Source organism: Amaricoccus tamworthensis (assembly GCF_049800875.1).
GTDB lineage: Bacteria > Pseudomonadota > Alphaproteobacteria > Rhodobacterales > Rhodobacteraceae > Amaricoccus > Amaricoccus tamworthensis.
In genome coordinates, this window is record NZ_JBNAFV010000013.1 from 107591 (window position 1) to 130774 (window position 23184).

The window sequence follows — 23184 nt, forward strand, 5'->3', positions numbered from 1 at the left end:
AGCCAGCTTTATAATCCAATTGTGCGTCAGCTGTCGGAGCCAACAAGCTCCTGTTTCTTGGCTTCGGACTTGGCGGCATCCGCAACGCGTTTGGCCGATTCCTCAACCTTACCAATGGCTTTATCGGTCGCATCCGGCAATTTGGTGTCCGCTTCGGACTTCGTGTCCTCAACGATAGTCCCAGCCTCGTCGGCGGCAGCTTTGGCTACAGCCGACACCTTGTCCCGCTCCTCGGCGTAGATCCGCTCGGCTTCCCGGAAAAGCTCATCGCTTTTCTCGCCCATATAACGGTCTTCCGTTCGACTGCGGGGGAGGGCCGCACCGATGGCCGCACCAACGGCAAGGGCCAGCGCTCCGGCAACAAGCGGGTTTTCCTCAAACATGTCCGCCGCGCTTTCCCGGCCACGGCGGGTGGATTCCCAAGCCGCATCCCGTGCTTCGAGAGCCCGCTGACGCGCGGCAATTACCCGTTCCCGGGCTTCAGCCGACATGGACTCTGTTCCCTCGCTAAGACGGTCGCGCAGACGGCGCGCGCGCTCAGAGGCGGTCTCAGCGGTGCGGTTAAAACGGTCCCGGGCGGAAGCGGCCGCATCAGATGCCGATTGGGAAGCCGAAGTCGCTGCGTCCGACGCGGAGCGGGATGCCGACGATACGCTTTCGCGCACACCATCGCGCGCGGATTTCATACGATCGCCGACACTGTCGGCCTTGGCACGGATATTCTCCGCCACACCCGAACCAACTTCATCACTGGATCCCGTGCTGTCATCGCTTCCGTGCCGGTCGCGATGGTCCAATGTGCGGGCCCAGGACGGAACGCTCTCCGATTCACGCCGATCCACCGCACCGGTCGGAACGAGCCCATGGTCGCCGCGGTCGGTCTCCATCGCTGCAACGTTCTGTCGCGGGTAATCGCGTGCGGGCATCGGGCGGGGGCCGTAGGAAGGTTCCGACCGGTAACCGCCAGTGTTGCGATCACCACCAAATGCCAGCCATGCGATGCCAGCGCCGGTCAAAGCCACCGCGAGCGGGTTGCGTTTAATGGAGTCCCGGAACGCGGTTCCAATGTCCGAACCGTGTATGCAGAACTGATCGCCGATTTCACGGGCTATAGAGTCCACTGAAAAGCGGTCCTGCAACTCGTCGAGCGTGTGGCTCAGACCTGCGCGCTCGCGTTCAATTTCACGTTCGATCTCACCTGTTGTCTGTGTTTCACTTGTCATTGTATGCTTCCTTTAACGCCTGAGCGTCGCGTTTCACGTTCGTGGCCGTGCGCGACGGTGCGAGGCTGCTAAGTTTGAGGCTGTCGATGCCCTTGCGGGCCATGGCATAGGCTGCAACGGCAAGCGCCACGCCAACGATCAGGGCGGACCATGCGCCCGGAATGCCAGCCTCCGTAAGGGCCGCGACGAGGGCTGCCGTCAGGACGTTGAGCGCTGTCAACACAACCACTACGGCAGCAACGATAAGGCCAACCGCCGTACCAGCGCTGTTGAGGTTTTCCTGAAGTTCAGCGCGGGCCAGATCCACTTCCTTACGGACCAGCGCGCTGACATGACCAAGAGCGTCCGTCAGGAGCCCTCCGGCTGATTTCATCTGCTCGGTGTTCATACCTTTTCTCCTGCTGTTGCCGCGGGCTGTGCGGGAGGCTGCGTCGGGTGGGCGTTCATGCCAGCCCGGCGAGCATCGGTGGCCGCGCCATATCCAGGACCACTGTTGGCGGACGTTCCGGAGGAGGCTTTAGCAAAACGCGTGGCAGCAAAGCCAACGAGCGCCGCGCCACCAAGAAACGCCAGCGGATTGCGGCGGGCAAAATTGTTTACGTCAGAGACAGTTTCTCCGAGGTCCCTGTCTCGAAGAGCTTCAGAGGCATCCGCAAGGCCATCAGCAATCTGACTGAACGTCCGGGCCTGCGGGGATCCGGACCGCAATTCGTCAGCAGCCGTGCGGAGCGCGGACGCCACATCACTTATTTCGTCAGCCGTGGTGGATTTTGCGCTCTTCGCGTAGGCGGCGGCCTCAGACGTTACCGTCTCCGTCACTTTTTCTGCGGAGGAGCGAATTTCGTTCCTGGCATCATTGGCGGCCGCTTTCGCCTTTTCGGCGCTTTCCTCTGCTCCGGACTTTCGCGGCTCAACGGCCTGAGCGGCCGGTGTCGCGGTTCCGGGAGATGTGTATTCGGTGGATTGGGTCATTTTTGTATTTCCTTTCCCTGCAGGTGTGTCACAGTACGAAAGACACGACGGCCAGGACGCACACTACGAGCCCAACCGTGTAAATTATGCCGTTCATGTTCCTCTTTCCTTCCAGTCCGGCCAGCCATCCGAACGCCCCGTCCGGGGAAGCACGGATACCTGGCGATTGCCGGCTTAAGCTTTCTCCGAGAGCGTTTCGGACTGCCTGTCACCAGCGCTATCTATAGGACAGGGCACCACAATAACCTTATAACTCAATAAGTTATTAGGTTTTCACGGTCCCGGCCCGGGATGTAGTGTCAACGCCGAATTGGGCCATCGGTTCCACCTGCTTTGCGGAAATCCTCACAGAAAGGTGTCGCAAAGTGATTCAGCAACCTCATTCTGCTGACACCGTTTCGCGCATGCGAGGCAGTGGCGGAACAAAAATACAGTGCATCGTGTTGATCAAATATCACTCGTTTTTCGACCGGCCCAAGGCCGGCCATTTCCAAAAAATCAGAGCAGGGGAGTTGAGGCCCATGACACAGTATTCAGACCAAACAGTTCAGGACCAGCAACCGGGTCTTGAAAGCAGGATGGACAAAAAGCCGGACTACGCGCCGCGCTACCCGGGCTCCGGCCGCCTCTCGGGCAAGATCGCACTGATTACAGGCGGAGACTCCGGTATCGGTCGGGCCACTGCCGTGCTCTATGCACGCGAAGGCGCAAAAGTTGCATTTGTCTACAAGACTGAGGATGACGACGCGGAGGAAACCGTAGCGGCAATCCAGGCCGAGGGCGGAGACGGTGTGGCCATCCGAGGCGACGTTGCCGACCGTGATTTCTGTTTCGACGCAGTTGCGCAGACTGTTGAGCGGTTCGGCCGCATCGACATCCTGGTGAACAACGCGGCGGAGCAGCATTCCCAGGACCGGTTCGAGGACGTTACCGAGCAGCAGATCGAAGACACTTTCCGCACCAACATTTTTGGTCAGATGTTTATGGTTCAGGCGGCCCTTCCACATCTGCGAGAAGGATCCACAGTCATTGGCGTGACATCGGTCACGGCGTATCGGGGGCAGGACCTTTTGATCGATTATTCGTCGACCAAGGGTGCAATCCTGTCGTTTATCAGGGCCTTGGCCAACAAGCTTGCGGATCGCGGCATACGCGTAAACGGTGTCGCGCCGGGACCGATCTGGACCCCGCTGATCCCGGCATCCTTCCCGCCGGAAAAGGTCGAGACCTTTGGCCAAAACAGCACGCTTGGTCGTCCGGGTCAGCCGAATGAGGTAGCGCCCTCGCTTCTCTTCCTCGCCTGTGACGACAGTTCCTATATGACCGGGCATGTTCTGCACCCGGATGGCGGGGAGGCGGTCGCCGACTGATGTTACAGATGGCTGTATTAAATAAGGACGAAGGCCCCGAAGTGCCCCGATATGAGTTCCGTGTATTTGGTGATGCGGCGGCGAAGTCTGCGGAACGGTTCGGGACACAGGGAAACAAGACCGACTTTGAGTGCAGAACCGACGTCTACATCCTGTTCAAGGATCGGCTTGATTTCGGTTTAAAACTACGGGCGGATGAACTCGACCTGAAGCTTCTCATGAACCGCCACGGGGATTTTGAACTCTGGCAACCGGTGCGGCGTATCACCATGCCATTGACCGGTCGTGACATTGCCGAGGGATTTCTACCCACTGAGATGGCTGAAATGCCCCTGAACCCGGACCGTATTCACGATCACAACGCTCTGCTTGAGGTTCTTGGGCCGCTGGAAAATGTTCGCATCTTCCGGGTGGCCAAGGAAAGACATCGTTTTGCATTTGATGACCACCTTGGTGAGGTTACAGTGTCCCGCATCCTGGGCAATGGCACCCATGTCACATGCGCTGTCGAGGGCGCGGATCCCACCCGCCTTAAAGATTTGAGGCAGGAGCTTGGTCTCAAGGATTGTGAAAACACGAGCTACCCTTCCTTTTTGACCGCGCTGGAACCGACAGGAGGTAGCGACTGCACACTAGATGGAGACCAGCCATGACTGGCACGAAAAGGGCAAAAATGATGGGCATAAACCACATCGCCCTGGAAGTTGGTGATGTTGAGACAGCTCTCAAATTCTACAGCAGCCTGTTCGATTTCGAATTGCGCGGCACCCACGAGAACGAAGAGGGGCGCCGTATCATGGCGTTCCTTGATATGGGCGATCAGTTTCTTGCCCTGAACGAGGGCAGGGCGCAATCACCGGACGATAACCGCCATTTCGGCCTTGTTGTAGATGACATGACGCCAGTGATTGAAAGCGCGGTGACCGCGGGGGGTACCGCGGTCGACGGTTCGGACAACAATTTCCGTGACCCGTGGGGCAACCGAATTGAGGTTGTTCAGTACCGGGACCTGCAGTTCACCAAATCCGCGGGCGCACTTTCCATCCTCGGCGTGGACGGCACTAAAACCAACGAGGCCCAAAAGCAAATAGCGGACAAAGGTATGGACGCGGAGAACTAGGCCAACTTCTGCTTGTTCTCCGTCGACGCGAAAAAGGCGCCCCTTGAGGCGCCTTTTTTTGCTACCAACTACTTCGTCTCATACATTCATCTCAGGACAACGCCGCAAGTACCCGGTCCGGCGTCGCGGGGAAATCCCGCAGCCTCGCCCCGCAGGCATGATGGATGGCGTTAAAAATGGCACCGCCGGAACCGCAGATGCTCAACTCGCCGATACCCTTTACCTGCAAAGGTCCGGCCCAGTCATCAAGTTCTTCGACGAAATACACATCCAAAGGCGGCACATCCGCGTTTACTGGCACGTGGTAGCCCGCAAAATCACGGTTGACCACATGGCCGTCGCGGCGATCGTGGGTCATCTCCTCCGTCAGGGCCATACCGATGCCCCAAATCATACCACCATGACACTGCGACCTCGCGGTCCGCGGATTGAGAATGCGTCCGGCGGAGAAACTGCCCAGCATCCGACGGACCCGCACCTCGCCGGTCACGTCATTGACGCCCACTTCAGCAAAATGCGCACCATAGGTCGCCTGCCGTACTTTTTCTTGGGCATCGCCGGGTTCGACCCTGCCGTGACCGGAAAAGGCACCGCCTCCCACGAGATCGGCCAAGGGAACACGACGGTTGCCGTGCGTTACGTAGCCATCCCTCAGAGTCATTTCGCTTTCATCGCACCCCAGCCTTTCCGCGAGGGCGCGTCGGATCTCCATGCCTGCAAGCCATACCGCCGTTCCGGTGGATGCTGCCCCAAACGAGCCGCCAGAGCCCGATCCAGGCGGGTAGGCCGTATCACCCAGCCTCACATCGACTTTGCCTGTGGGCAGGCCAAGGATCTCCGCTGCGATTTGCTGAAAGATCACGTAGCTGCCGGTGCCGATATCCGTCATGTCGCTCTCAACAGTCGCACGGTCCCCGTCCAGCGTGATCCGCGCCTCCGCTGGAGTGATCATGTTCACACGAAAAGCGGCCGCCATGCCGGTACCGATCCACCATTCCCCCTCGCGCCGCTGGCGCGGCGCTGGATCGCGCTCATCCCAACCGAAACGCTCAGACCCGTCTTTAAGTGTGGCTTCCAGACGATGCGACGAAAACGGAACACCGGTATCCGGATCTTTCTCCGGAATGTTGCGCAGCCTGAGTTCAATCGGGTCAATCCCGGTCTTCACGGCCAGTTCATCCATCGCCGCCTCAAACACGGTGACGCCCACGGCCTCACCCGGCGCACGAACGGACCCCGTTGCCGGCCGGTTGATGCGCACGGCCTTGAGTCTCAGATCCCGGTTGGCCGCGGCATAGGCAAAATAGCTTGCCTGAAGCACGGGTTCGAAGAACTCCTCTTTCGGCAGGTTGGAAACCAGCGCTTCGTGACCAAGGCCGGTTAGGCGTCCCTGCGTGTCGCAGGAAAGCCGTATGCGTTGACGCGTTTCCGACCGCCTCACATTCACCTCAAACACGTCACGGCGATGCTGCACCACGCGCACGGGCCTGTTCAGCTCCATCGCCGCTACCGCAGCCGCTACGCAATCCGCCGAAATACCAAGTTTCGACCCAAAACCACCGCCGACATAAGGCGCGAGAATTCGAACCCTCTCCGGTGGTAGCCCCAGCGAGTCCGCAAGTTCGTTGCGGTTGAACTTCAGCATCTGAAGCGCGCCGCGCAGGGTCAGCACCTCGCCGTCCCACACCGCCGTTGCGGCATGTGGCTCCATGGCAGCCGAATTCATAGAGGCGGTCGTGTAGACCACATCAATAGAGTAGGGTGCATGCCGCATGGCACCATCGAGGTCGCCCCTGGTACTGATCTGATCGTCAGGCTCTTCGGGAACAACGGCCTCCGGATCGACCGGAGCCTCAACACCGTCAATTTCAACGGTCAGTGCGACCGCTGCATGGCGTGCGGCCTCAAAGGTTTCCGCCACGACCAGCGCCACCGGTTGGCCAACGTATTCGGCTGTGTCCACGCCTTGGACCGGCGCCTCATTCGCACCGCCCTGAGCAGCATTGCGCAACAGACGTTCGTCCCGGACCACCGCCAAAACTTCGGGCATGTTGCGGACGTCCTCAAGGTTCGCGCAGGAAACACGCCCGATACCCGGCGCCCTTACCAGAATCCCGTGAACCAGTCCTTCAGGAAAAGTCTCAGCAGCATATGTCGCCTCGCCCTTGACCTTCAGCCAGCCATCAGGGCGATCAATTTCGTGGCCAAGAACGTTTTGGGCCAGGTGGTCGGGCCGATGTTCGCGGTCGGGTCCGTCGATTTTAAGATCCAAACTCATTGGGTCGCCTCCGTCAGAACAGCTTTCAGCAATCGTTGGGTCAGACCGACCTTAAATTCCGTGCCATCGCTTGGACGCGCATCCCGCATCAGAACCTCTCCCGCTTGCTCAAAAAGACCTTCAGACGGCTCTTCGCCGGTCAGCAGATCATCGACGGCACCATCACGCCAGGGCTTCACCCCGATACCACCAAAAGCCACGGCGGCATGACTGATCCTGCCCGCTTCCATTTCCAGAACGGCACCGATTGACACCAGCGCAAAGGCATAGGAGGCACGGTCCCGAACCTTGCGGTACACCTGTCGCGTTCCCTTCGGAGCGGGCAGCCTGGCTGCCGCAATCAATTCGCCAGGTTCGAGAACCGTCTCATCCTGCGGCCTGTCTTCCGGCAGCAGGTAAAACTTTTCCAGATCGATCTCTCGGGTCTCTCCACCGGCTCCCCGTATTTCGACCACCGCATCCAGCGCACGCATGGCGACCGCCATGTCACTGGGGTGCAGAGCAACACAGTGCTCGGATGTCCCCAGGATGGCGTGATTTCGCTGCTCGCCGCCAATCGCGGCGCAGCCGGTGCCCGGTTCGCGTTTGTTGCAGGGAGTGTCGGTGTCGTAAAAATATGGGCAGCGCGTTTTCTGAAGGAGATTACCGCCGGTTGTCGCCTTGTTGCGCAACTGCCCTGACGCTCCGGCCAAAAGTGCCCGCGAGAGCACCGGATAGTCCCGTCGAACGCGTCGGTCCGCTGCCAGATCGGAGTTGGTAACGGTCGCACCAATGCGAACTCCGCCATCATCCTCCTCGATCCCATCCATCCCGAGCCTGGAGATATCAATCACCGTATCCGGTGCCATGACTTCCAGTTTCATCAGGTCGATAAGGTTGGTGCCGCCAGCAATGAAGGCCGCGCCTGGGGCAATCGCGGCCAGGGCTGAATCGGTAGTAGTCGGTCGCTGATACTCGAAAGGTCTCATTTTGCCGCTCCCGCTTCGGTGATTGCGGCATTGATGCCGGGATAACAGGAACAGCGGCACAGATTGCCGCTCATCCGTTCCGACACTTCCTCATGGGTCAGTTCGTACGGCCCATTGAGATCGTCACTTACGTGGCTGGGCCAGCCCTCTCTCAGTTCGTCGAGCATCGCAGTTGCGGAGCAAAGCTGTCCTGGAGTGCAGTAACCACACTGCATTCCGTCGTTTCTGACAAAAGCCTGCTGCAAAGTGCCCCCGGTGGCCTCGGCCAGGCCTTCAACCGTTGTTATTTCGTCACCGTCATGCATGACCGCGAGGCTGAGACAGGCATTTATGCGCCGCCCACCGGCTATCACCGTGCAGGCCCCGCACTGGCCATGGTCGCATCCTTTTTTGCTGCCAGTCAGTTTGAGATGTTCACGCAGTGCGTCAAGCAGCGTGACACGCGGGTCCAGATCCAGGGCCCGCGCAGTTCCGTTTACCGTCAGTTCGATTTTCATCAGGAATCCCCGTCTGCCTATGGTCAGGCAACACGGCTGACCTGCCATCGGTTCCGGAATTCATCGAACTTATGCTTCTTTCAGCACTGACGCTCCGTGGAAATCTTAGAAAAATCCGGAGGCGAGGTGACCGCATTGCCTGCCAGATAGGACTCGATCGGCCGACCCTGACCGTTCATAAAATCCCGTGCCACGGCGAACCAGTCTACAAAAGCAGCCTTTGACCAGTCCATGTCTCCCTGAGCGTACTCAGCTGACTGCTCCGGTGCGGATTCATAGGATACAACCTTGGTCCCTTCAGTGAATCCATCGAGGCTTTTAACCCACCCGTCATCAGGCCAGGTCAATTCCATACAACGCTCAACGCAATCATATTCCGCCGTGAACAGCGTCCCAAATCCCTCACTGTAACGATCCTGTTTCAATGGTTCACGCATGAACGCATCCCTCAAAGCCAACGGCTTCCGCTCCATTGTCTCAAGATGTGAATAACGCTCAAAACTCCGCATAAACGCCGGGCGTTCCGAAACCGTGGGTCCGCTCTGATGGTTGGTTGCGATTGCATGCGGCATCACGCTGACCCCACCGCCAGGCGACAGTTCCACGCTTGCCGTTCTGCCATCCCGGTCCGCCACCACAATATTGTATGCCATATGGGACGGGACTCTCCGAAACACCTGCAGGGCCTCCGGCACCGTGTCGCAGGTCTCAAGAACATAACGCAGGATTGTCGTGATCCCGAAACCCCGCCCGGTCTCCGATCGTCCACCATAGGCAAGCGCCACACTCAGTCCCGCGTCATTGATGCCGTCCGAAAGCCCCCAGAGAAATTCGACCATTCCCATCACTGCTCGCCCGGTCCATGCCGTGCGCAGCAACAACCCCTCATTGAGGTCCGGCGACAGATCGTAATTCCGTACAAGCCGCACGTGATCCCCGTCCGCTGCTGCCGCGAGGGAGCATCCCCCAAGGTATGTGGGTGGACACCAGGTCGAAAGGAACCTTGCCGCCAGATCGGAGTTTCCGGCCAACAGTGTCAGCCGGTCGTAGACCGGTAGCAGTTCGGGCATATACCGCTCCATTGCCTCACGGCACTCTTTACGGTCCGGTCCGCGATGGCCGCCACGCGCCAGGAACCATGAACGGTAGGCGGGCCAAGACCTCTGCCAACGGGCTTCCCATTTTGGTCCCGGATTTGCTTCGCTCACCGCATCAAATCTCAGTGTCATCGTCATATTATTACGTCCTTTTTCTGCGGCACTGTCCGAAAAACCGAACCATCTCCGCGCTTGCGTCCGGCCCCGAGGCATCCGTATGGCTTCCTTTCGCGTTCCCGCCGGACCAGGCATGGCCAAGTCCCTCGATCCTCCATGTCTCAATCATTGGCCGGCCATCCATTGTGGTCTCCACCATCCTGGTGCAGTTACGTCCCCCAACGGTACGTCTCTCACTTGTCTCCAGTGACTGCCCGGAATGGCCCCGGCGCACGTCACCCGCAATTCGGTCGGCGTTGAGCGGACTGACTGTCGCATCCGCCGATCCGTGGAACACGATCACCGGAACCTGAGGGGCCAGAGAAGCGGTGCCGACATTTCTTCCCGCCATGGCCGAAAAGGCAGTGGACACGTCCGACGCGGACCCGTAGGGCAATCCGGAATGAACGCCAGCCCCGGCAAATATATCAGGCCACGTCGTGGCCAATATGACAGCCATGGCGCCACCGGCGGACAGCCCAGCCACGAACGTGGCCGAGGACGGAATGCCAAAATCAGCCACGATTTTGCGCGTCATGCCCGCAAGGATCGCGGGCTCACCTTTGTCTCTCGTCTGGTCGCCCGGACTGAACCAGTTCCAGCATGCTCGAGAATTCTCCCCGCGCGCCTGCTGCGGGTAAAGGACCGCGAACCGGTGTTTCTCCGCCAAAGCGTTCATCTGTGTGCCGGCTGCAAAATCCTCCGCAGTCTGAGTGCAACCGTGCAGCATCACCAAGAGCCCGTTTAAACGCTCCACAGCCTTTGAGGGCACGTAAAGCCTGTAATCCCTCGATCCTTCCGCACAGGCATAACTGCCTGCGAGAAACCGTGCGCCGTTCGGTAAATCCGGTTCTTCAGTCGTACGCACCGCTGCAAGCGTCGCACTGTTACCCAAAACACCCTTGAGGACCGTGCTGACAAAATCCGGTTGCGTTGTGCCCTCAGCAGCGAAACCGTTCTGAGCCAACGTGCGACGCACCAGTTCGTTCGCCGCACCGCTGTCAAAACCGCGCACACCACCGTTCGCCCGGTGCAGTACACCGGCGTTAAATCCGTACATAATATGTTATCCCTTAAAAGCCTGACCGGTCAGGTAATGCGGTCGGCGAGAGCTTTTCTGACGTCATTTCCAGCCTGAAGCGCGCCCAGCACCGAGATTGACCCAATGGTCTCGAGCGCCAGTTCAGGCGTCACGTCGCTGGCGATCCGCGCGAGGCCGACGACTTTGACATGAAGCATTTCGCCGGAATCGCGAACCGCCTCCAGATCCGCCCGCGTGTATTCCCGCAGGCCCAGTTCCATTGTGTGACGGTCGACTGTTCTGCGCACATCCGCATCGTGACTGTCGAGCTGTTTCCTTATTGCGGTTCGGATAAGGTCACTGCGGTTGGAATAAAAGCCTTCCTGCACCAGCAGATCGATACGGCCCAGATCCACAAACCCGAGGTTTATCGTGACCTTCTCATTGTCCGGGATTTTATCCCGGAGCTTTGTGACATTGCTCATTTCAAAGTTACATCCATATACCATCCATGTGGATGTTATATGGCATCCATGCGGCGTGACGCAAGCCCGCCTGACAGATTTTATATCGAAGATGCGCAATTTATATAACATAATTTGTGTTACACGTAACATAGATGAATTCAAGCCGTATGGCGCCCAGACTTCGAAAACTTTCCAAGACAAAAAAATGAAGGCGCCGCACATGACGACGCCTGAAGTTCAATTTCCATCACGAAGATCCGGACAAAACCAGTCCCGACGGTTTTACCGCAGGCGTTCCTCGCTGCTCGCGTCAAAGAACATGGCGTCAGCTGGATCAAACTCAACAACCACGCCGGTTCCTTCCGGAATGGCTTCGTCTCCCTTCGTCTCAACGACGATGCGCTCGCCCGTTGGTGTGTTGAGATAATCGTAAGCCACGCCACCAAGCCGCTCGCGGATATCGACCTTCACCGGCGACGCTCCCTCACGCACGGCCAGATGCTGCGGCCGAATACCGACGATAATGTCCGAGCCATCGCCCGGCAGAGCTACCGAGGTCTGGATTGAAGCATTGTCAAGCGCCGGCACCACAACCTCGCCACCTTTAACCTTGCCCTTCATGAAGTTCATGCTGGGCGACCCGATGAAGCCAGCAACAAACCGGTTGTCGGGATTTTGGTACAGTTCCATCGGGCTGCCGACCTGTTCGATATGTCCCGCCCGAAGCACAACAATTTTGTCGGCCAGGGTCATCGCCTCAACTTGGTCATGCGTCACATATATCATGGTGGCGCCGATTTCCTTGTGCAGCCTGGCAATCTCCACCCGCATGTCCACGCGCAGTTCCGCGTCAAGGTTCGACAGCGGCTCGTCAAACAAAAACACATCTGGACCACGCACAATTGCCCGGCCGATGGCTACACGCTGGCGTTGACCTCCGGACAATGCTTTCGGGCGACGCGTCAGATACTCGTCGAGCTTCAGAATACGGCTGGCCTCAGCGACCTTGGACTTGATCACCGACTTCTCGACGCCGTTCATCTTCAGGCCAAAGCCCATATTTTCCTCGACGGTCATGTGCGGGTAAAGCGCGTAGGTCTGGAAAACCATGGCAACCCCACGCTCAGCGGGATCGGCCCGCGTGACATCCCTTCCGCCAATCGAAATCTGTCCATCCGAGGTCTCCTCAAGCCCGGCGATCATACGCAGCAGCGTTGATTTACCGCAGCCTGACGGGCCAACGAACACGCAAAACTCGCCATCCTCAATCTGGAGGTCGACGCCATGAATGACCTGAATTTCGCCGTAGCGTTTTACGGCACCGTTGAGTGCTACACCTGACATGGTTTTTCTCTCCCCAGGGGTTTTGATAGGTTTATTGCGCTACCGGATAAGGCCAGACCTCAGCCTCACGTCCGATTTGGGCGGCTGTCCGCAACAATGCGGGTCGAAATCTTTCAATATCTTCGAGCGACATGCGAAACGTGGATGTCACGATTGAGATTGCGCCAATGACGCGCTTTGAGCTGCCAAGGATCGGCGCGGCAATACTTATGATACCCTGCTCGTGTTCCTCACGATCAAAAGCCACGCCCTTCTGACGTACGGTCTCGAGTTCCGTAAGCAGTGTTTGTGGCCCGGAATGGGTCGCGGGTGTGAACGGTTCATACTGCTGGTTGTCCAACGCCAGCTGTCTCCGCTCCTCATCCATAAAGGCCAGCATTACCTTGCCGACCCCGGTACAGTGTGCGGGCGACCGCCGACCAGGGCGCGCCATGGTCTGAAACCCATTCTCAGGGGTTATCTTTTCAATAAACACGACGCGACCGTATTCCATCTGTGCCAGATGGACCGTTTCGTCCACATCCCGCGCCAGCGTCTCAATGAACGGCAGCGCCAGAGGTCCCAAAGAGGACTGGTTCCACGCGTGCCGGGCCATCCTGACCAGCCGCAAACCGGGGACATAAACCATCCGCTCCTCATCGTGGGCCAGCATCCCCTGATTCGTCAGCGATTGGAGGATTCGGTAGAGCGTCGCTTTGGGATACGGGCTGACTTCCTGGATTTCGGCGAAGCGCACGGCCCGCCCGAAAGCCACGACGGTATCAAGGATATCAAGTGCTTTTCCGACAGTCCCGTCAGTACCGACGTGCTTATTCATTTTCCCGATCCGCCGTTTTTGTGTTCTATTCGTCGTTAAGGAATTGTTGACTTGATAGCAATTTGAGACTATCAGGTCAACATTCAAAACGTTTGTTCCATTATGTGGAACCAATAATCTGGAGGAGAAAGGAATCACATGTTCCAGAAGGCAAAAACTTTGACGACGGCGGTCGCCGCTTCCACGCTACTCTCATCGGCGGTTTTCGCCGGAGAACTGGTGATCAACACCGACACATCCGACCCTGCGCCCAAAGCCGCATTTGAGGCGCTGATCGAGGGATTTAAGGCTGAAAACCCGGACGTTGAGGTGACCTGGAACCTCTTCGACCACGAAGGATACAAAACTTCGATCCGGAACTTTCTGACAGCTGACTCGCCGGATCTTGCTAACTGGTACGCGGGCAACCGAATGCTTCCGTATGTAGACGCCGGCCTCTTCGAGCCGGTGGATGATGTTTGGGAGGAAAATGGGCTGAAGGAATCGCTGGCCTCTTCCGTGGGTTCGATGACTATCGACGGCCAGCTCTGGGGCGTTCCTTACACCTATTACCAATGGGGCGTTTACTATCGTAAGGACATCTTTGAGGAAAACGGCATCGAAGTTCCCACCAACTGGGATGAGTTCAAAGCCGCCGGTGAAACCCTGAAGGAAGCCGGGGTCACCCCGATTACCATCGGTACCAAGTACCTCTGGACCGCCGGCGGTGTGTTTGACTACATCAACCTGCGCACAAACGGTTACGACTTCCACATGGCACTCGGCAAAGGTGAGGTTTCCTGGACCGATGACCGCGTCCGGGCGACCATGAACAACTGGAAGGAGCTCATCGACGCCGGGTTCTTCCTTGAGAACCACGCCGCCTATTCATGGCAGGAAGCTCTTGCACCGATGGTCCAGGGCGAAGCAGCCATGTACGTCATGGGCAACTTTGCCGTGGCACCGCTGCGCGAGGCGGGGCTTACCGATGACCAGCTTGGTTTCTTCCAATTCCCCGTGATCAATCCTGACGTGCCCCTCGCAGAGGACGCACCAACGGACACGATCCACATTCCGGCGAATGCGAAAAACAAGGAAGATGCGAAGAAGTTCCTGGCCTACCTCGCACGCGCTGATGTGCAGACCCAGATCAACGAGACTCTGGGCCAGCTGCCGATCAACAACGAATCCGAGGTTGGCGACGACAAATTCCTCCAGGCAGGTTACGAGATGCTGTCGAACACCGATGGCGGCATCGCGCAATTTTTCGACCGCGACTATCCGGCGGAAATGGCCAAGGCTGGCATGGAAGGCTTCCAGGAATTCATGGTGAAGCCCGAGCGTCTCGACGCCATTCTTGAGCGCCTCGAGAAGGTCCGCGAGCGCGTCTACAAATAACAATCTGCAAGGAAATGCCCCGCCCGGCGGTGTCGAGCGGGGCAAAAACCGTCAGTCGAACGCGCCAGAGGAGGAAGAAATGACCGCCCCTATTGTCCCGGACACGCATCCACCCGCAAAACGGGGGTGGTGGAAGGAAAACCAGCAGCGCCTGGCACCGTGGCTGTTCCTGGCCCCGGGAATATTCATGTTTCTCGTTTACGTGATCATTCCGATTTTTCAGTCGATCAACATCTCCTTCTATGACTGGGACGGTCTCGGCGAAGCAACCTGGGTCGGCACCGGCAACTACGTCGAACTGATGGACGACGAGGCGTTTTATACCTCACTCAAAAACAACGTGATCTGGCTTGTTCTTTACATGCTGGCGATCCCGATGGGACTCTTCGTGGCGCTGTTCCTCAACCAGACAGTACGCGGCATCCGGATCTACAAGTCCCTCTTCTTCTTCCCGTTTGTTATCTCGCAGGTGGTGGTCGGCCTCGTCTTCGCCTGGTTCTACGACCCCAGCTACGGCCTGATGAATATTGTGCTCGGATGGTTTGGAGCCGAACCGATAGCCGTGCTCGCGGACGAACGCTATGTGACCTATGGTATTATCGCCGCCGGTCTTTGGCCGCAGACGGCGTACTGCATGATCCTCTACCTCACCGGTCTGAATGCGGTCGACCCGGAGCAGATCGAGGCCGCCCGCCTCGACAATGCCAAAGGCGCAAAAATGCTCTGGTACGTGATCCTTCCGCAGCTCCGGCCCGCAACCTTTATTGCAGTTGTCGTGACGGTCATAGGCGCCCTGCGCTCGTTCGACCTGATCTCCATTATGACCGATGGCGGCCCCTGGGGCTCCTCCCGCGTGCTGGCATTCTACATGTATGAGCAGGCGTTCTCCGAATACGGCTTCCGTATGGGATATGGCGCGGCCATTGCCGTGGTCCTGTTCCTTATCATGATGGTCTATATCGCCGGTTTCCTTTGGAAAATGTACCGCGACGAGAAAGGGCACTAAGATGTTTCCCACTCCCATTGAGAAAAAATCTGCCGCAGCTCAGACCGTCTACAAGATCGCTCTGCCCTTTGCCCTGATTATCTGGCTCCTGCCTCTCATCGCCGTCGCGCTGAATTCGGTCCGCTCGGCCGGTGACATTACCGCGGGCAACTACTGGGGTTGGCCGACAAGCTTCAATCTGCTTGAAAACTACACGGCCATCTTCAAGCAAACCCCAATCGGACAGTACATCCTCAACTCGTTCAAGGTAACGATCCCTACCGTCATCGGCGCAGTTGCGATCAGCTGCATGACCGGTTTCGCGCTCGCAGTGTACAAGTTCAAGGGCAACCTTCTGATCTTCTTCATGTTCATCGCGGGCAACTTCGTACCGTTCCAGATCCTGATGGTTCCGGTCCGCGACCTCACCCTTGATCTTGGCATGTACAACACCTGGTACGGACTGGCTCTGTTCCACATCGCTTTCCAGGCCGGGTTCTGCACTCTCTTTATGCGCAACTTCATCAAGGCCCTGCCCTATGAGCTGATCGAGGCGGCACGCGTCGAGGGTGTCAGCGAAATCCGCATCTTCTGGTATGTCGTCCTGCCCCTGATGAAACCAGCGCTCGCGGCCCTGTCGGTGCTGATTTTCACCTTCATCTGGAACGACTACTTCTGGGCTACCGTCCTGACCCAGGGCGCAGAGAACCAGCCGATCACCGCCGGTCTTTATTCTCTCAATGGCCAGTGGGTCGCCGCATGGCACCTCGTCTCCGCCGGCTCGATCGTCGCGGCTCTGCCACCGGTGTTGATGTTTTTCCTCATGCAGCGGCACTTCATTGCCGGCCTGACGCTGGGAGCCGTTAAATGATCCGAACCTGGCGGCTCGATGACAGTCGGCAAACGCTGGTTCTTGCTTCCCAAAAAGACCACCTCGCCGAGGTGGTCTACTGGGGTCCGCGTCTGCCGGATGAGGAGGACACGCAAACGCTGACCAGGGCACACGCCATCGACGTGACCGGTGGCATGCTCGACGCGAACCCGGAACTCTCTATCTGCCCCGAAGCAACCCGAACCTTTCCCGGACAACCGGGGCTGGTAATCCGGGACGAGGCGGGTCGGCCCTACCTGCCCAAGTTCTGCTTCTCCTCAGAAAGCATTGGGGAAAACAGTCTCACGCTTACGTTTCGCGACCAGTCCGGCCTGCTCATCTACTGCGCACAATTCGCAATAGACACGGAAACTCACGTAATTGAGGCCCGGGCCTCAATCGAGTGCAGTCAACCCATGCACCTGCACTGGCTTTCCGCGCCGGTTTTCCCCGCGCCGCAGCTCAGCGACGAAATGATCGACTTTGCGGGGAGGTGGTGCGGTGAGTTCCAGATGAACCGTACCGCCTGGTCCCCAGGGGTGCGCTACCGAGAGAACCGCACCGGGCGCACAGGTCATGAGCATTTTCCAGGGCTGATCGTCCCATGCCGCGGAGCGACCAATGCTACCGGCCATGCCTACGGTTTTCACTACGGCTGGTCCGGTGGTCACCGCATGGCAGCGGAAGAGCTGCCCGACGGGCGCCGCCAGATTCAGTTTGGACACGCAACTCGGATCGAGACGGAGGCCGCTACGCGGTTCTCTACGGCCACACTTTACGCCATGTTCTCCGACGACGGCCTGAACGGATGCGCGGTTGCGTTCCAGCGTCACCTGCGCGACCGGATTGTAGAATTTCCGGATCCGGCCCGTCCACGTCCGGTCCACTACAACTGCTGGGAGGCGGTTTACTTCGACCATAACCTTCCCGAGCTCAAGGACATCGCAGAGCACGCGGCCGACCTTGGCGCCGAACGTTTTGTTCTGGATGACGGCTGGTTCGGCATGCGTGACGACGACACTCGAGCCCTGAGCGACTGGGAGGTCGATCCCCGCAAATATCCTGATGGGCTCACTCCGTTGATCGACCACGTCCACGGCCTCGGTATGAAATTCGGCATCTGGTTCGAGCCGGAAATGATCAACTCCGACTCCGACGTGTTTCGCGCGCATCCCAATTGGGCCCTCGGCAGCGAGGACCAAATTCTGGGCCGACAGCAGATGGCGCTCAATATGGCCCTGCCAGAGGTGCGGAATTTCCTGTTCGATCAGGTTGGCAAGGTGCTGACCGACAACGACATCGACTACATAAAATGGGACCACAACCGCGTGCTCCCCATGCCCGATGCGGCCCAGACGCGCGGGTCGTATGAACTAATCGACCGTCTACGCGAGGCGTTTCCCTCGGTCGAGATCGAAAGCTGCGCCAGCGGCGGTGGCCGGATCGATTTTGGGATTCTCGGGCGCACGCACCGCGTCTGGCTTTCAGACAGTAACGACGCGGTTGAACGTCTGCTTATGCAGCACAACGCTGCACTCTTCCTTCCCATGGTGGTGACCGGGAGCCATGTCGGACCACGCACCTGCCACACCTCCGGCCGGGTCATGGACATACGTTTCCGCGCCTGGGTCGCGGCGCAGCGACACATGGGTTTCGAGATGGACCCGCGCGAACTGACTGATGAAGAAGCCGGGGTCCTGCGGCACGTAACCTCCTGGTGGAAGGAAAATCGCAGCTGGCTTGCCCGTGCGGACATCCTCCGCCTCGACAGCGCCGACCCCGCCGTGATCGCCGAACAGCATCTTGAACAGGGCGGCGGGCAATTTGTCGTGTTCGCTGGCAAGGCGGAAACCTCCTCCCAGATCGCACCTCGACCGCTGCGCCTCACCCGCCTCTCCCCCGATCAATGTTACCGGATCGAACTGCTGAACTGTGGTGACGCACCTGGCCTGTCCCGCGGGGACCAGGAGATAAAATCCGAACCAATGACGTTGAGCGGTGCCTACCTGATGAACCATGGCCTCACCCTGCCCTGGAGCTTCCCCGAAACAATGTGGGTGGTGAAGGGGGAACTCGTATGAGCGAGCCGCGAACCGTCCGCCCGGCAAAACGGAAGATCCACCGATGACGAGAGCCGCAACATTTCACGATCTCGACGGCAGGAGCGTATTCATCACAGGTGGAGGCTCGGGCATCGGCGCCTCGCTGACCGACGGGTTCCTCGCACAGGGTGCGCGGGTCGCTTTTGTGCAGCGCACCGACGCCTCGGCTTTCTGCGACGAAATGGAAGCCAAATACGGTCAAAGGCCGCTCTACCTGCCCTGCGACATCACAGACATCGCCGCGCTTAAATCCTGCATCGCTTCAGCAGAAGATGCGCACGGTCCGGTGACCGCGCTGGTGAACAATGCAGCCAACGATAAGCGCCATGACACGCTCGATGTGGAGGAGTCGTTTTGGGACTGGTCCCAAGCCATAAACCTCAAAGCATACTTTTTTGCCTGCCAGGCGGTCATTCCAATGTTGCGCGAGTCTGGCGGTGGTGCAATCGTCAACTTTTCGTCAATCAGCTACATGATGGGCAATGCGGGTTACCCCAGCTACACGACCGCCAATTCAGGCATAAATGGCATGACCCGAAGCCTTGCGCGGGAATTCGGACCGGATCGCATCCGCGTAAATGCGCTCGCGCCCGGCTGGGTTCTGACCGACAAACAGAAAGACCTTTGGGCGACACCGGAAGCTTTGGCGGCACATCTTGAACGCCAGTGCCTCAAGGATCACCTCGAGCCACGGGACATTGTGGACGCGACCCTCTTTCTGGCCTCCGATGCCAGCCGGATGATGACCGGTCAGGCAATGGTGGTCGACGGTGGTGTCGTGGTGACCGGCTGACCAAAACCACCTGCCGGGCCTAAATCTGGGTTGGCCCGTCAGAAGGACAATGCTCTACAGACCCGGCAATCCGCTAGAAGAGATTGACAGAACTACGGCCACGAGAGGCAGGAAGACCGAAATGAAACGTACGCTGGGCACATGTTACTACCCCGAGCACTGGTCGCGGGACGTCTGGGAAGACGACGCCCGTCGCATGGTCGAGGCCGGACTTACATGGGTACGGATTGGCGAATTCGCCTGGTCCCGGCTGGAGCCGCAGCCGGAACAATATGACTTCAGTTGGCTCGACGACGCGATTGAGGTCCTGGGTCATGCGGGGCTAAAGGTCGTGCTGGGGACACCTACGGCAACTCCTCCGCGCTGGATGCTGGACCGGCATCCCGATATGCTGGCCACTGACGCGGATGGCCGCCCCCGCCGTTTTGGCTCCCGCCGACACTACTGCTTCAGCCACGAGGGCTACCGGGCGGAATGTGCCCGAATCGTAACGCTCATCGCCAGACGCTATGGTCCCAACCCCCATGTGGCCGCCTGGCAGACCGATAATGAGTACGGCTGCCACGACACGACCCTGTCCTACAGTGACGCGGCCCGGACGGCATTCCAAGGCTGGCTGCGGCAACGCTATCCAGGCGAGGGAAATGACGGCGACATTCAGGCACTGAATACCGCGTGGGGCAACGTCTTCTGGTCAATGGACTACGACACTTTCGACCAGATCGACCTGCCAAACCTCACGGTGACGGAGCCCAACCCTTCCCATGTGCTCGATTTCCGCCGGTTCAGTTCGGATCAGGTCGTAAGTTTCAACCGGCTTCAGGCCGATATCATCCGCGCCCACTCTCAGGCTCCGATCGCCCACAACTATATGGGACGTATCACGGATTTCGATCACTACAGGGTCAGCGACGACCTCGACATCGCCACCTGGGACAGCTACCCGCTCGGTTTCCTTGAAGACCGTGTCAAAGCCGACGACGCGCACAAACGCACCTATGCCCGCCAGGGCGATCCGGACTTCCAGGCGTTTCACCACGACCTGTACCGCAGCGTCGGCAAAGGCCGCTGGTGGGTTATGGAACAGCAGCCCGGCCCGGTGAACTGGGCGCCCTGGAACCCTACCCCTCTTCCCGGAATGGTCTGGCTCTGGAGCTGGGAGGCATTTGCCCATGGTGCAGAGGCGGTCTGCTACTTCCGCTGGCGTCAGGCTCCAATGGCGCAGGAACAGATGCATGCGGGCCTTCTGCGACCCGACAGCGCCGACGCACCCGGCCTCACCGAGGCACGCAAGGTGGCTCGCGAAATCGCCGACGCACCGGATGTCGCCAACCGCCAGGCCGACATTGCGCTGATTTTCGACTACGAGGCCGAATGGGCCTGGCAGATCCAGCCTCACGGCAAAGGGCTGAGCTACTTCGACCTGGTCTTCGACACTTACCGGGCCCTGCGCCAGCTTGGCCTCTCGATCGACATTCTGCCGTCAAATGCTGATCTCAGCGGATATCATATGATCCTCGCACCAGGGCTGATGCACATGCCCGACGCCCTCAAGGCGGCCATGGACCACAGCAAGGCACTTTGGGTGTTCGGCCCCCGTACCGGTGCCAGGGATGCGACGATGCGCACGCCGGTCCCGCTCCCTCCGGCCCTGCCGGGCAGAAGCCTAACGGTGTCCCACGTGGAAAGCCTGCGACCCGACATGCCGTTGCCGCTCGAGGGCGGCGGAGCCGTTACACTATACCGCGAGATCGTGGAGGGCGATTACGAAGTAATGGAGCGGCTTGAGAGCGATGGACCCGCCGTAGTCGGGATCGACAATCTGATCTACATGTGCGGCTGGCTGGACCAGCAAGCAATGATCCGTGTATTGAAATCCGCCGCCACGCGGGCCGGTCTCGAAACACTGGACCTACCGCAAGGCGTCCGCTGCCGCGACACTGCGACCGAGCGGTTTTGGTTCAACCATTCCACTGAAACGCGAGAGGTCGAGGGGCGTGAATTTCTTCCCCTGTCCGTGACAAGAACTGAACTCTGATGTTCGATCATCCCGCAGCAACTGTCGCCACGAAGATATGCTCCCCGGAAGCGTTGTCTTCAAACCGCGAACAGATTATCTCCAACGACGGCCTCGCCGCCCGCAGCGGCATGAGGCGAGCAGTATTTCATCGCAAATCCAAACAGGCGCCACCCTTGTCGCCGATCCAGTTTGTCATGTCGATGCACCTCAAAAATGCTGCCATGAAGATTGCCGAAGACATGACCATGACAGAGCCCGCTATGGCAGTGGGCTATATCAGTGCCTCCCGGTTCAGTGGGGGTTCAAATACGCCTATGGTCAGTCACCCCGGCGATGGAGCGACCCGCACCACCGACCGGTTCTGCAATAGGCGCACGAACCAGATCAAAACCCCTGCAGGAGCATGTCCATGGCGGCGGTCACCTCATCCGCCCGGTCGTCCATATTCGACAACGGAGCCTTGAGAATACTCACCGGGACCGCTGCGAGGAATTGTGTCGCCATGACAACAGATTCACCATCGACCTTGAAAACCGGATTGAGCCGCTTCGCCGGTTTGGGGGCATGCTCCTGCGGCAGCAACGGCACGACCACACGTGTATTCAGCCCGCTCAGCAGATCAGTTTGCACATCCAGGAGGAACCCATCACCCGAGGGATTGGGAAACACATCGTATTTGGGCATTAAAACTGCCGGTAGCGGTCCAGGGGCAATCCATGCATTTCAACAAATGCGTTGGAGCTTTCCAGTGCCGCGGCGTTTTCCGCCTTCCACTGTTCCGACCGCGCCCGCCGGACCGCAGCCCGAACGCCCTCTTCCGCAGCGCGGGAAAGATTGACTTTCAACGCCCGCGCCTCCGACAGCAGACTGCTGTCCAGAGAAAGATTGGTGGGTTTCCTGCTTTGAATATTCATTTGGCGGCGCTCCTAGAGAGCATCAATATACGCGCAGACTTTGTATACATCAACCATGCGCATGGTTATGGGCATACTCTTAGTCCAACTCTATTTGCACCAGCAGCAGAGAAGTCAGGTCCGCACTCAGGCGCACGCCATCAAAGGGTTTTTCAATCACCGGGGCATCAATGCCAAGCCTGCGCACCGTCGCCTCGGTATGGCCCGTGACCACGACATAGGGGATGGCCAGCTGGTCCAGTTGCTCGGCGACCGGCTGCGACGTTTCATCATCTAACTGTATGTCAATCACGGCACAGTCGATCCGCCCTTCCCTCATCGCAAGAAAATCCAGCGCGGCATCCGGGGTATTTGCAATCCCAACGACCTCATATCCGGTCTCACGAAGCGAATGCGCGATGTCCGTCCCGATCAGGTGATCATCCTCCACCACCAGGACACGCGGCGACCCGCCATAGCGTGCCATCAGCCGTGCGAAATCGGGACGGACCGGCATACCGGCATCACCGCCCGTCTCAAGACCGATCTTGAGAAGTTCGGTTTTGCCTCTTCCCAGCCCATTTTCGTCCGCAAAATCCAACAGCCACCACCTTCCTGAAAAGTCTTGTTGACCCGCAAACGCAGGCACCTCTTGCAAGCGTAGGGCCAAAACCGGATTTGTCCAGCGAAATCAATTTCTTAACTTACCACACCAGCATCACGAGCTCCAATGGCACAACCGGGGCTTTATGAGTAAGTTACCTTACCTAAAATTCGGTGTAAAATGTGGTTGGAATTTGATTCCGCCACCAG

At 58.6% G+C, this 23184-nt stretch carries 23 protein-coding genes; 9 read left to right on the forward strand and 14 right to left on the reverse strand.

Translation table 11 applies throughout. The features are described 5' to 3' along the window. Positions 1-26 precede the first annotated feature (26 nt). From ACP15P_RS17490 to ACP15P_RS17500, 3 genes are read right to left on the reverse strand one after another with little or no spacing between them, the layout of a single operon-like run. Positions 27-1223: a DUF3618 domain-containing protein gene (locus ACP15P_RS17490; protein ID WP_424929753.1), complete on the reverse strand. Its 1197-nt coding sequence runs from the start codon at positions 1221-1223 to the stop codon at positions 27-29. Then, positions 1213-1611 (reverse strand): phage holin family protein, encoded by a 399-nt coding sequence (locus ACP15P_RS17495; RefSeq protein WP_424929754.1) that lies wholly within the window; start codon positions 1609-1611, stop codon positions 1213-1215. Before ACP15P_RS17495 ends, ACP15P_RS17490 begins: the two co-directional genes overlap by 11 nt. Next, positions 1608-2195: a hypothetical protein gene (locus ACP15P_RS17500; protein ID WP_424929755.1), complete on the reverse strand. Its 588-nt coding sequence runs from the start codon at positions 2193-2195 to the stop codon at positions 1608-1610. The genes ACP15P_RS17495 and ACP15P_RS17500 overlap by 4 nt, the downstream gene beginning before the upstream one ends. 521 nt (positions 2196-2716) lie before the next feature. Here ACP15P_RS17500 and ACP15P_RS17505 point away from each other — a divergent pair. The 3 genes from ACP15P_RS17505 to ACP15P_RS17515 are packed head-to-tail and all read left to right on the forward strand — an operon-like array spanning position 2717 to position 4685. Beyond that, positions 2717-3565 carry an SDR family oxidoreductase gene (locus ACP15P_RS17505; RefSeq protein ID WP_424929756.1) on the forward strand — a complete coding sequence of 283 codons (849 nt, stop codon included), beginning with the start codon at positions 2717-2719 and terminating at the stop codon, positions 3563-3565. Beyond that, positions 3565-4218, forward strand: coding sequence for a hypothetical protein (locus tag ACP15P_RS17510; RefSeq protein ID WP_424929757.1), 654 nt, complete (start codon positions 3565-3567; stop codon positions 4216-4218). Before ACP15P_RS17505 ends, ACP15P_RS17510 begins: the two co-directional genes overlap by 1 nt. Next, complete coding sequence (locus ACP15P_RS17515) at positions 4215-4685, forward strand: VOC family protein (RefSeq protein WP_424929758.1); 471 nt, start codon at positions 4215-4217, stop codon at positions 4683-4685. The genes ACP15P_RS17510 and ACP15P_RS17515 overlap by 4 nt, the downstream gene beginning before the upstream one ends. A 91-nt stretch (positions 4686-4776) precedes the next feature. Here the strand turns inward: ACP15P_RS17515 and ACP15P_RS17520 are convergent, their stop codons facing one another. The 8 genes from ACP15P_RS17520 to ACP15P_RS17555 form a co-directional block, all read right to left on the reverse strand. Continuing rightward, the gene (locus ACP15P_RS17520) at positions 4777-6963 is read right to left on the reverse strand and encodes a xanthine dehydrogenase family protein molybdopterin-binding subunit (protein ID WP_424929759.1); all 2187 of its coding nucleotides are present in this window, start codon (positions 6961-6963) and stop codon (positions 4777-4779) included. Beyond that, on the reverse strand, positions 6960-7931 hold the full coding sequence (locus tag ACP15P_RS17525) for an FAD binding domain-containing protein (RefSeq protein ID WP_424929760.1): 972 nt from the start codon (positions 7929-7931) through the stop codon (positions 6960-6962). The genes ACP15P_RS17520 and ACP15P_RS17525 overlap by 4 nt, the downstream gene beginning before the upstream one ends. Beyond that, the gene (locus ACP15P_RS17530; protein WP_424929761.1) at positions 7928-8428 is read right to left on the reverse strand and encodes a 2Fe-2S iron-sulfur cluster-binding protein; all 501 of its coding nucleotides are present in this window, start codon (positions 8426-8428) and stop codon (positions 7928-7930) included. The genes ACP15P_RS17525 and ACP15P_RS17530 overlap by 4 nt, the downstream gene beginning before the upstream one ends. An 80-nt stretch (positions 8429-8508) precedes the next feature. Continuing rightward, positions 8509-9663 carry a C45 family autoproteolytic acyltransferase/hydrolase gene (locus tag ACP15P_RS17535; protein WP_424929763.1) on the reverse strand — a complete coding sequence of 385 codons (1155 nt, stop codon included), beginning with the start codon at positions 9661-9663 and terminating at the stop codon, positions 8509-8511. Positions 9664-9667: 4 nt separating this feature from the next. Then, complete coding sequence (locus tag ACP15P_RS17540; protein WP_424929764.1) at positions 9668-10741, reverse strand: extracellular catalytic domain type 1 short-chain-length polyhydroxyalkanoate depolymerase; 1074 nt, start codon at positions 10739-10741, stop codon at positions 9668-9670. Between the two features lie 29 nt (positions 10742-10770). Then, complete coding sequence (locus tag ACP15P_RS17545) at positions 10771-11187, reverse strand: CopG family transcriptional regulator (RefSeq protein ID WP_424929765.1); 417 nt, start codon at positions 11185-11187, stop codon at positions 10771-10773. Positions 11188-11451: 264 nt separating this feature from the next. Next, entirely contained in the window at positions 11452-12513 is a 1062-nt protein-coding gene (locus ACP15P_RS17550) for an ABC transporter ATP-binding protein (RefSeq protein WP_424929767.1), read from the reverse strand. 31 nt (positions 12514-12544) lie between these two features. Continuing rightward, positions 12545-13330, reverse strand: coding sequence for an IclR family transcriptional regulator (locus ACP15P_RS17555; protein ID WP_424929768.1), 786 nt, complete (start codon positions 13328-13330; stop codon positions 12545-12547). Between the two features lie 138 nt (positions 13331-13468). Between ACP15P_RS17555 and ACP15P_RS17560 the strand changes: the two genes are divergently transcribed. From ACP15P_RS17560 to ACP15P_RS17585, 6 genes are all read left to right on the forward strand, one after another. After that, entirely contained in the window at positions 13469-14707 is a 1239-nt protein-coding gene (locus tag ACP15P_RS17560) for an ABC transporter substrate-binding protein (protein ID WP_424929769.1), read from the forward strand. 79 nt (positions 14708-14786) lie between these two features. Next, positions 14787-15713 carry a carbohydrate ABC transporter permease gene (locus ACP15P_RS17565; protein ID WP_424929770.1) on the forward strand — a complete coding sequence of 309 codons (927 nt, stop codon included), beginning with the start codon at positions 14787-14789 and terminating at the stop codon, positions 15711-15713. 1 nt (position 15714) lies between these two features. After that, positions 15715-16563: a carbohydrate ABC transporter permease gene (locus ACP15P_RS17570; protein ID WP_424929772.1), complete on the forward strand. Its 849-nt coding sequence runs from the start codon at positions 15715-15717 to the stop codon at positions 16561-16563. Next, positions 16560-18644: an alpha-galactosidase gene (locus ACP15P_RS17575; protein ID WP_424929773.1), complete on the forward strand. Its 2085-nt coding sequence runs from the start codon at positions 16560-16562 to the stop codon at positions 18642-18644. Before ACP15P_RS17570 ends, ACP15P_RS17575 begins: the two co-directional genes overlap by 4 nt. A gap of 43 nt (positions 18645-18687) precedes the next feature. After that, positions 18688-19458 carry an SDR family NAD(P)-dependent oxidoreductase gene (locus ACP15P_RS17580; protein WP_424929774.1) on the forward strand — a complete coding sequence of 257 codons (771 nt, stop codon included), beginning with the start codon at positions 18688-18690 and terminating at the stop codon, positions 19456-19458. 121 nt (positions 19459-19579) lie between these two features. Further along, a complete protein-coding gene (locus tag ACP15P_RS17585) occupies positions 19580-21496 on the forward strand; it encodes a beta-galactosidase (protein WP_424929775.1) in 1917 nt (638 codons plus the stop codon). Positions 21497-21862: 366 nt separating this feature from the next. Here ACP15P_RS17585 and ACP15P_RS17590 read toward each other — a convergent pair whose 3' ends face one another. The 3 genes from ACP15P_RS17590 to ACP15P_RS17600 form a co-directional block, all read right to left on the reverse strand. Then, the gene (locus ACP15P_RS17590) at positions 21863-22162 is read right to left on the reverse strand and encodes a CcdB family protein (RefSeq protein ID WP_424929776.1); all 300 of its coding nucleotides are present in this window, start codon (positions 22160-22162) and stop codon (positions 21863-21865) included. Beyond that, positions 22162-22392, reverse strand: coding sequence for a type II toxin-antitoxin system CcdA family antitoxin (locus ACP15P_RS17595; RefSeq protein WP_424929777.1), 231 nt, complete (start codon positions 22390-22392; stop codon positions 22162-22164). The genes ACP15P_RS17590 and ACP15P_RS17595 overlap by 1 nt, the downstream gene beginning before the upstream one ends. 79 nt (positions 22393-22471) lie before the next feature. Then, a complete protein-coding gene (locus tag ACP15P_RS17600; RefSeq protein WP_424929778.1) occupies positions 22472-22972 on the reverse strand; it encodes a response regulator in 501 nt (166 codons plus the stop codon). Positions 22973-23184 lie beyond the last annotated feature (212 nt).

What these genes read in the sequence shown, in the direction of transcription:
- ACP15P_RS17490 (WP_424929753.1), bottom strand. Translation starts at nt 1,223, where the DNA reads ATGACAAGTGAAACACAGACAACAGGTGAGATCGAACGTGAAATTGAA.
- ACP15P_RS17495 (WP_424929754.1), bottom strand. Translation starts at nt 1,611, where the DNA reads ATGAACACCGAGCAGATGAAATCAGCCGGAGGGCTCCTGACGGACGCT.
- ACP15P_RS17500 (WP_424929755.1), bottom strand. Translation starts at nt 2,195, where the DNA reads ATGACCCAATCCACCGAATACACATCTCCCGGAACCGCGACACCGGCC.
- ACP15P_RS17505 (WP_424929756.1), top strand. Translation starts at nt 2,717, where the DNA reads ATGACACAGTATTCAGACCAAACAGTTCAGGACCAGCAACCGGGTCTT.
- ACP15P_RS17510 (WP_424929757.1), top strand. Translation starts at nt 3,565, where the DNA reads ATGTTACAGATGGCTGTATTAAATAAGGACGAAGGCCCCGAAGTGCCC.
- ACP15P_RS17515 (WP_424929758.1), top strand. Translation starts at nt 4,215, where the DNA reads ATGACTGGCACGAAAAGGGCAAAAATGATGGGCATAAACCACATCGCC.
- ACP15P_RS17520 (WP_424929759.1), bottom strand. Translation starts at nt 6,963, where the DNA reads ATGAGTTTGGATCTTAAAATCGACGGACCCGACCGCGAACATCGGCCC.
- ACP15P_RS17525 (WP_424929760.1), bottom strand. Translation starts at nt 7,931, where the DNA reads ATGAGACCTTTCGAGTATCAGCGACCGACTACTACCGATTCAGCCCTG.
- ACP15P_RS17530 (WP_424929761.1), bottom strand. Translation starts at nt 8,428, where the DNA reads ATGAAAATCGAACTGACGGTAAACGGAACTGCGCGGGCCCTGGATCTG.
- ACP15P_RS17535 (WP_424929763.1), bottom strand. Translation starts at nt 9,663, where the DNA reads ATGACGATGACACTGAGATTTGATGCGGTGAGCGAAGCAAATCCGGGA.
- ACP15P_RS17540 (WP_424929764.1), bottom strand. Translation starts at nt 10,741, where the DNA reads ATGTACGGATTTAACGCCGGTGTACTGCACCGGGCGAACGGTGGTGTG.
- ACP15P_RS17545 (WP_424929765.1), bottom strand. Translation starts at nt 11,187, where the DNA reads ATGAGCAATGTCACAAAGCTCCGGGATAAAATCCCGGACAATGAGAAG.
- ACP15P_RS17550 (WP_424929767.1), bottom strand. Translation starts at nt 12,513, where the DNA reads ATGTCAGGTGTAGCACTCAACGGTGCCGTAAAACGCTACGGCGAAATT.
- ACP15P_RS17555 (WP_424929768.1), bottom strand. Translation starts at nt 13,330, where the DNA reads ATGAATAAGCACGTCGGTACTGACGGGACTGTCGGAAAAGCACTTGAT.
- ACP15P_RS17560 (WP_424929769.1), top strand. Translation starts at nt 13,469, where the DNA reads ATGTTCCAGAAGGCAAAAACTTTGACGACGGCGGTCGCCGCTTCCACG.
- ACP15P_RS17565 (WP_424929770.1), top strand. Translation starts at nt 14,787, where the DNA reads ATGACCGCCCCTATTGTCCCGGACACGCATCCACCCGCAAAACGGGGG.
- ACP15P_RS17570 (WP_424929772.1), top strand. Translation starts at nt 15,715, where the DNA reads ATGTTTCCCACTCCCATTGAGAAAAAATCTGCCGCAGCTCAGACCGTC.
- ACP15P_RS17575 (WP_424929773.1), top strand. Translation starts at nt 16,560, where the DNA reads ATGATCCGAACCTGGCGGCTCGATGACAGTCGGCAAACGCTGGTTCTT.
- ACP15P_RS17580 (WP_424929774.1), top strand. Translation starts at nt 18,688, where the DNA reads ATGACGAGAGCCGCAACATTTCACGATCTCGACGGCAGGAGCGTATTC.
- ACP15P_RS17585 (WP_424929775.1), top strand. Translation starts at nt 19,580, where the DNA reads ATGAAACGTACGCTGGGCACATGTTACTACCCCGAGCACTGGTCGCGG.
- ACP15P_RS17590 (WP_424929776.1), bottom strand. Translation starts at nt 22,162, where the DNA reads ATGCCCAAATACGATGTGTTTCCCAATCCCTCGGGTGATGGGTTCCTC.
- ACP15P_RS17595 (WP_424929777.1), bottom strand. Translation starts at nt 22,392, where the DNA reads ATGAATATTCAAAGCAGGAAACCCACCAATCTTTCTCTGGACAGCAGT.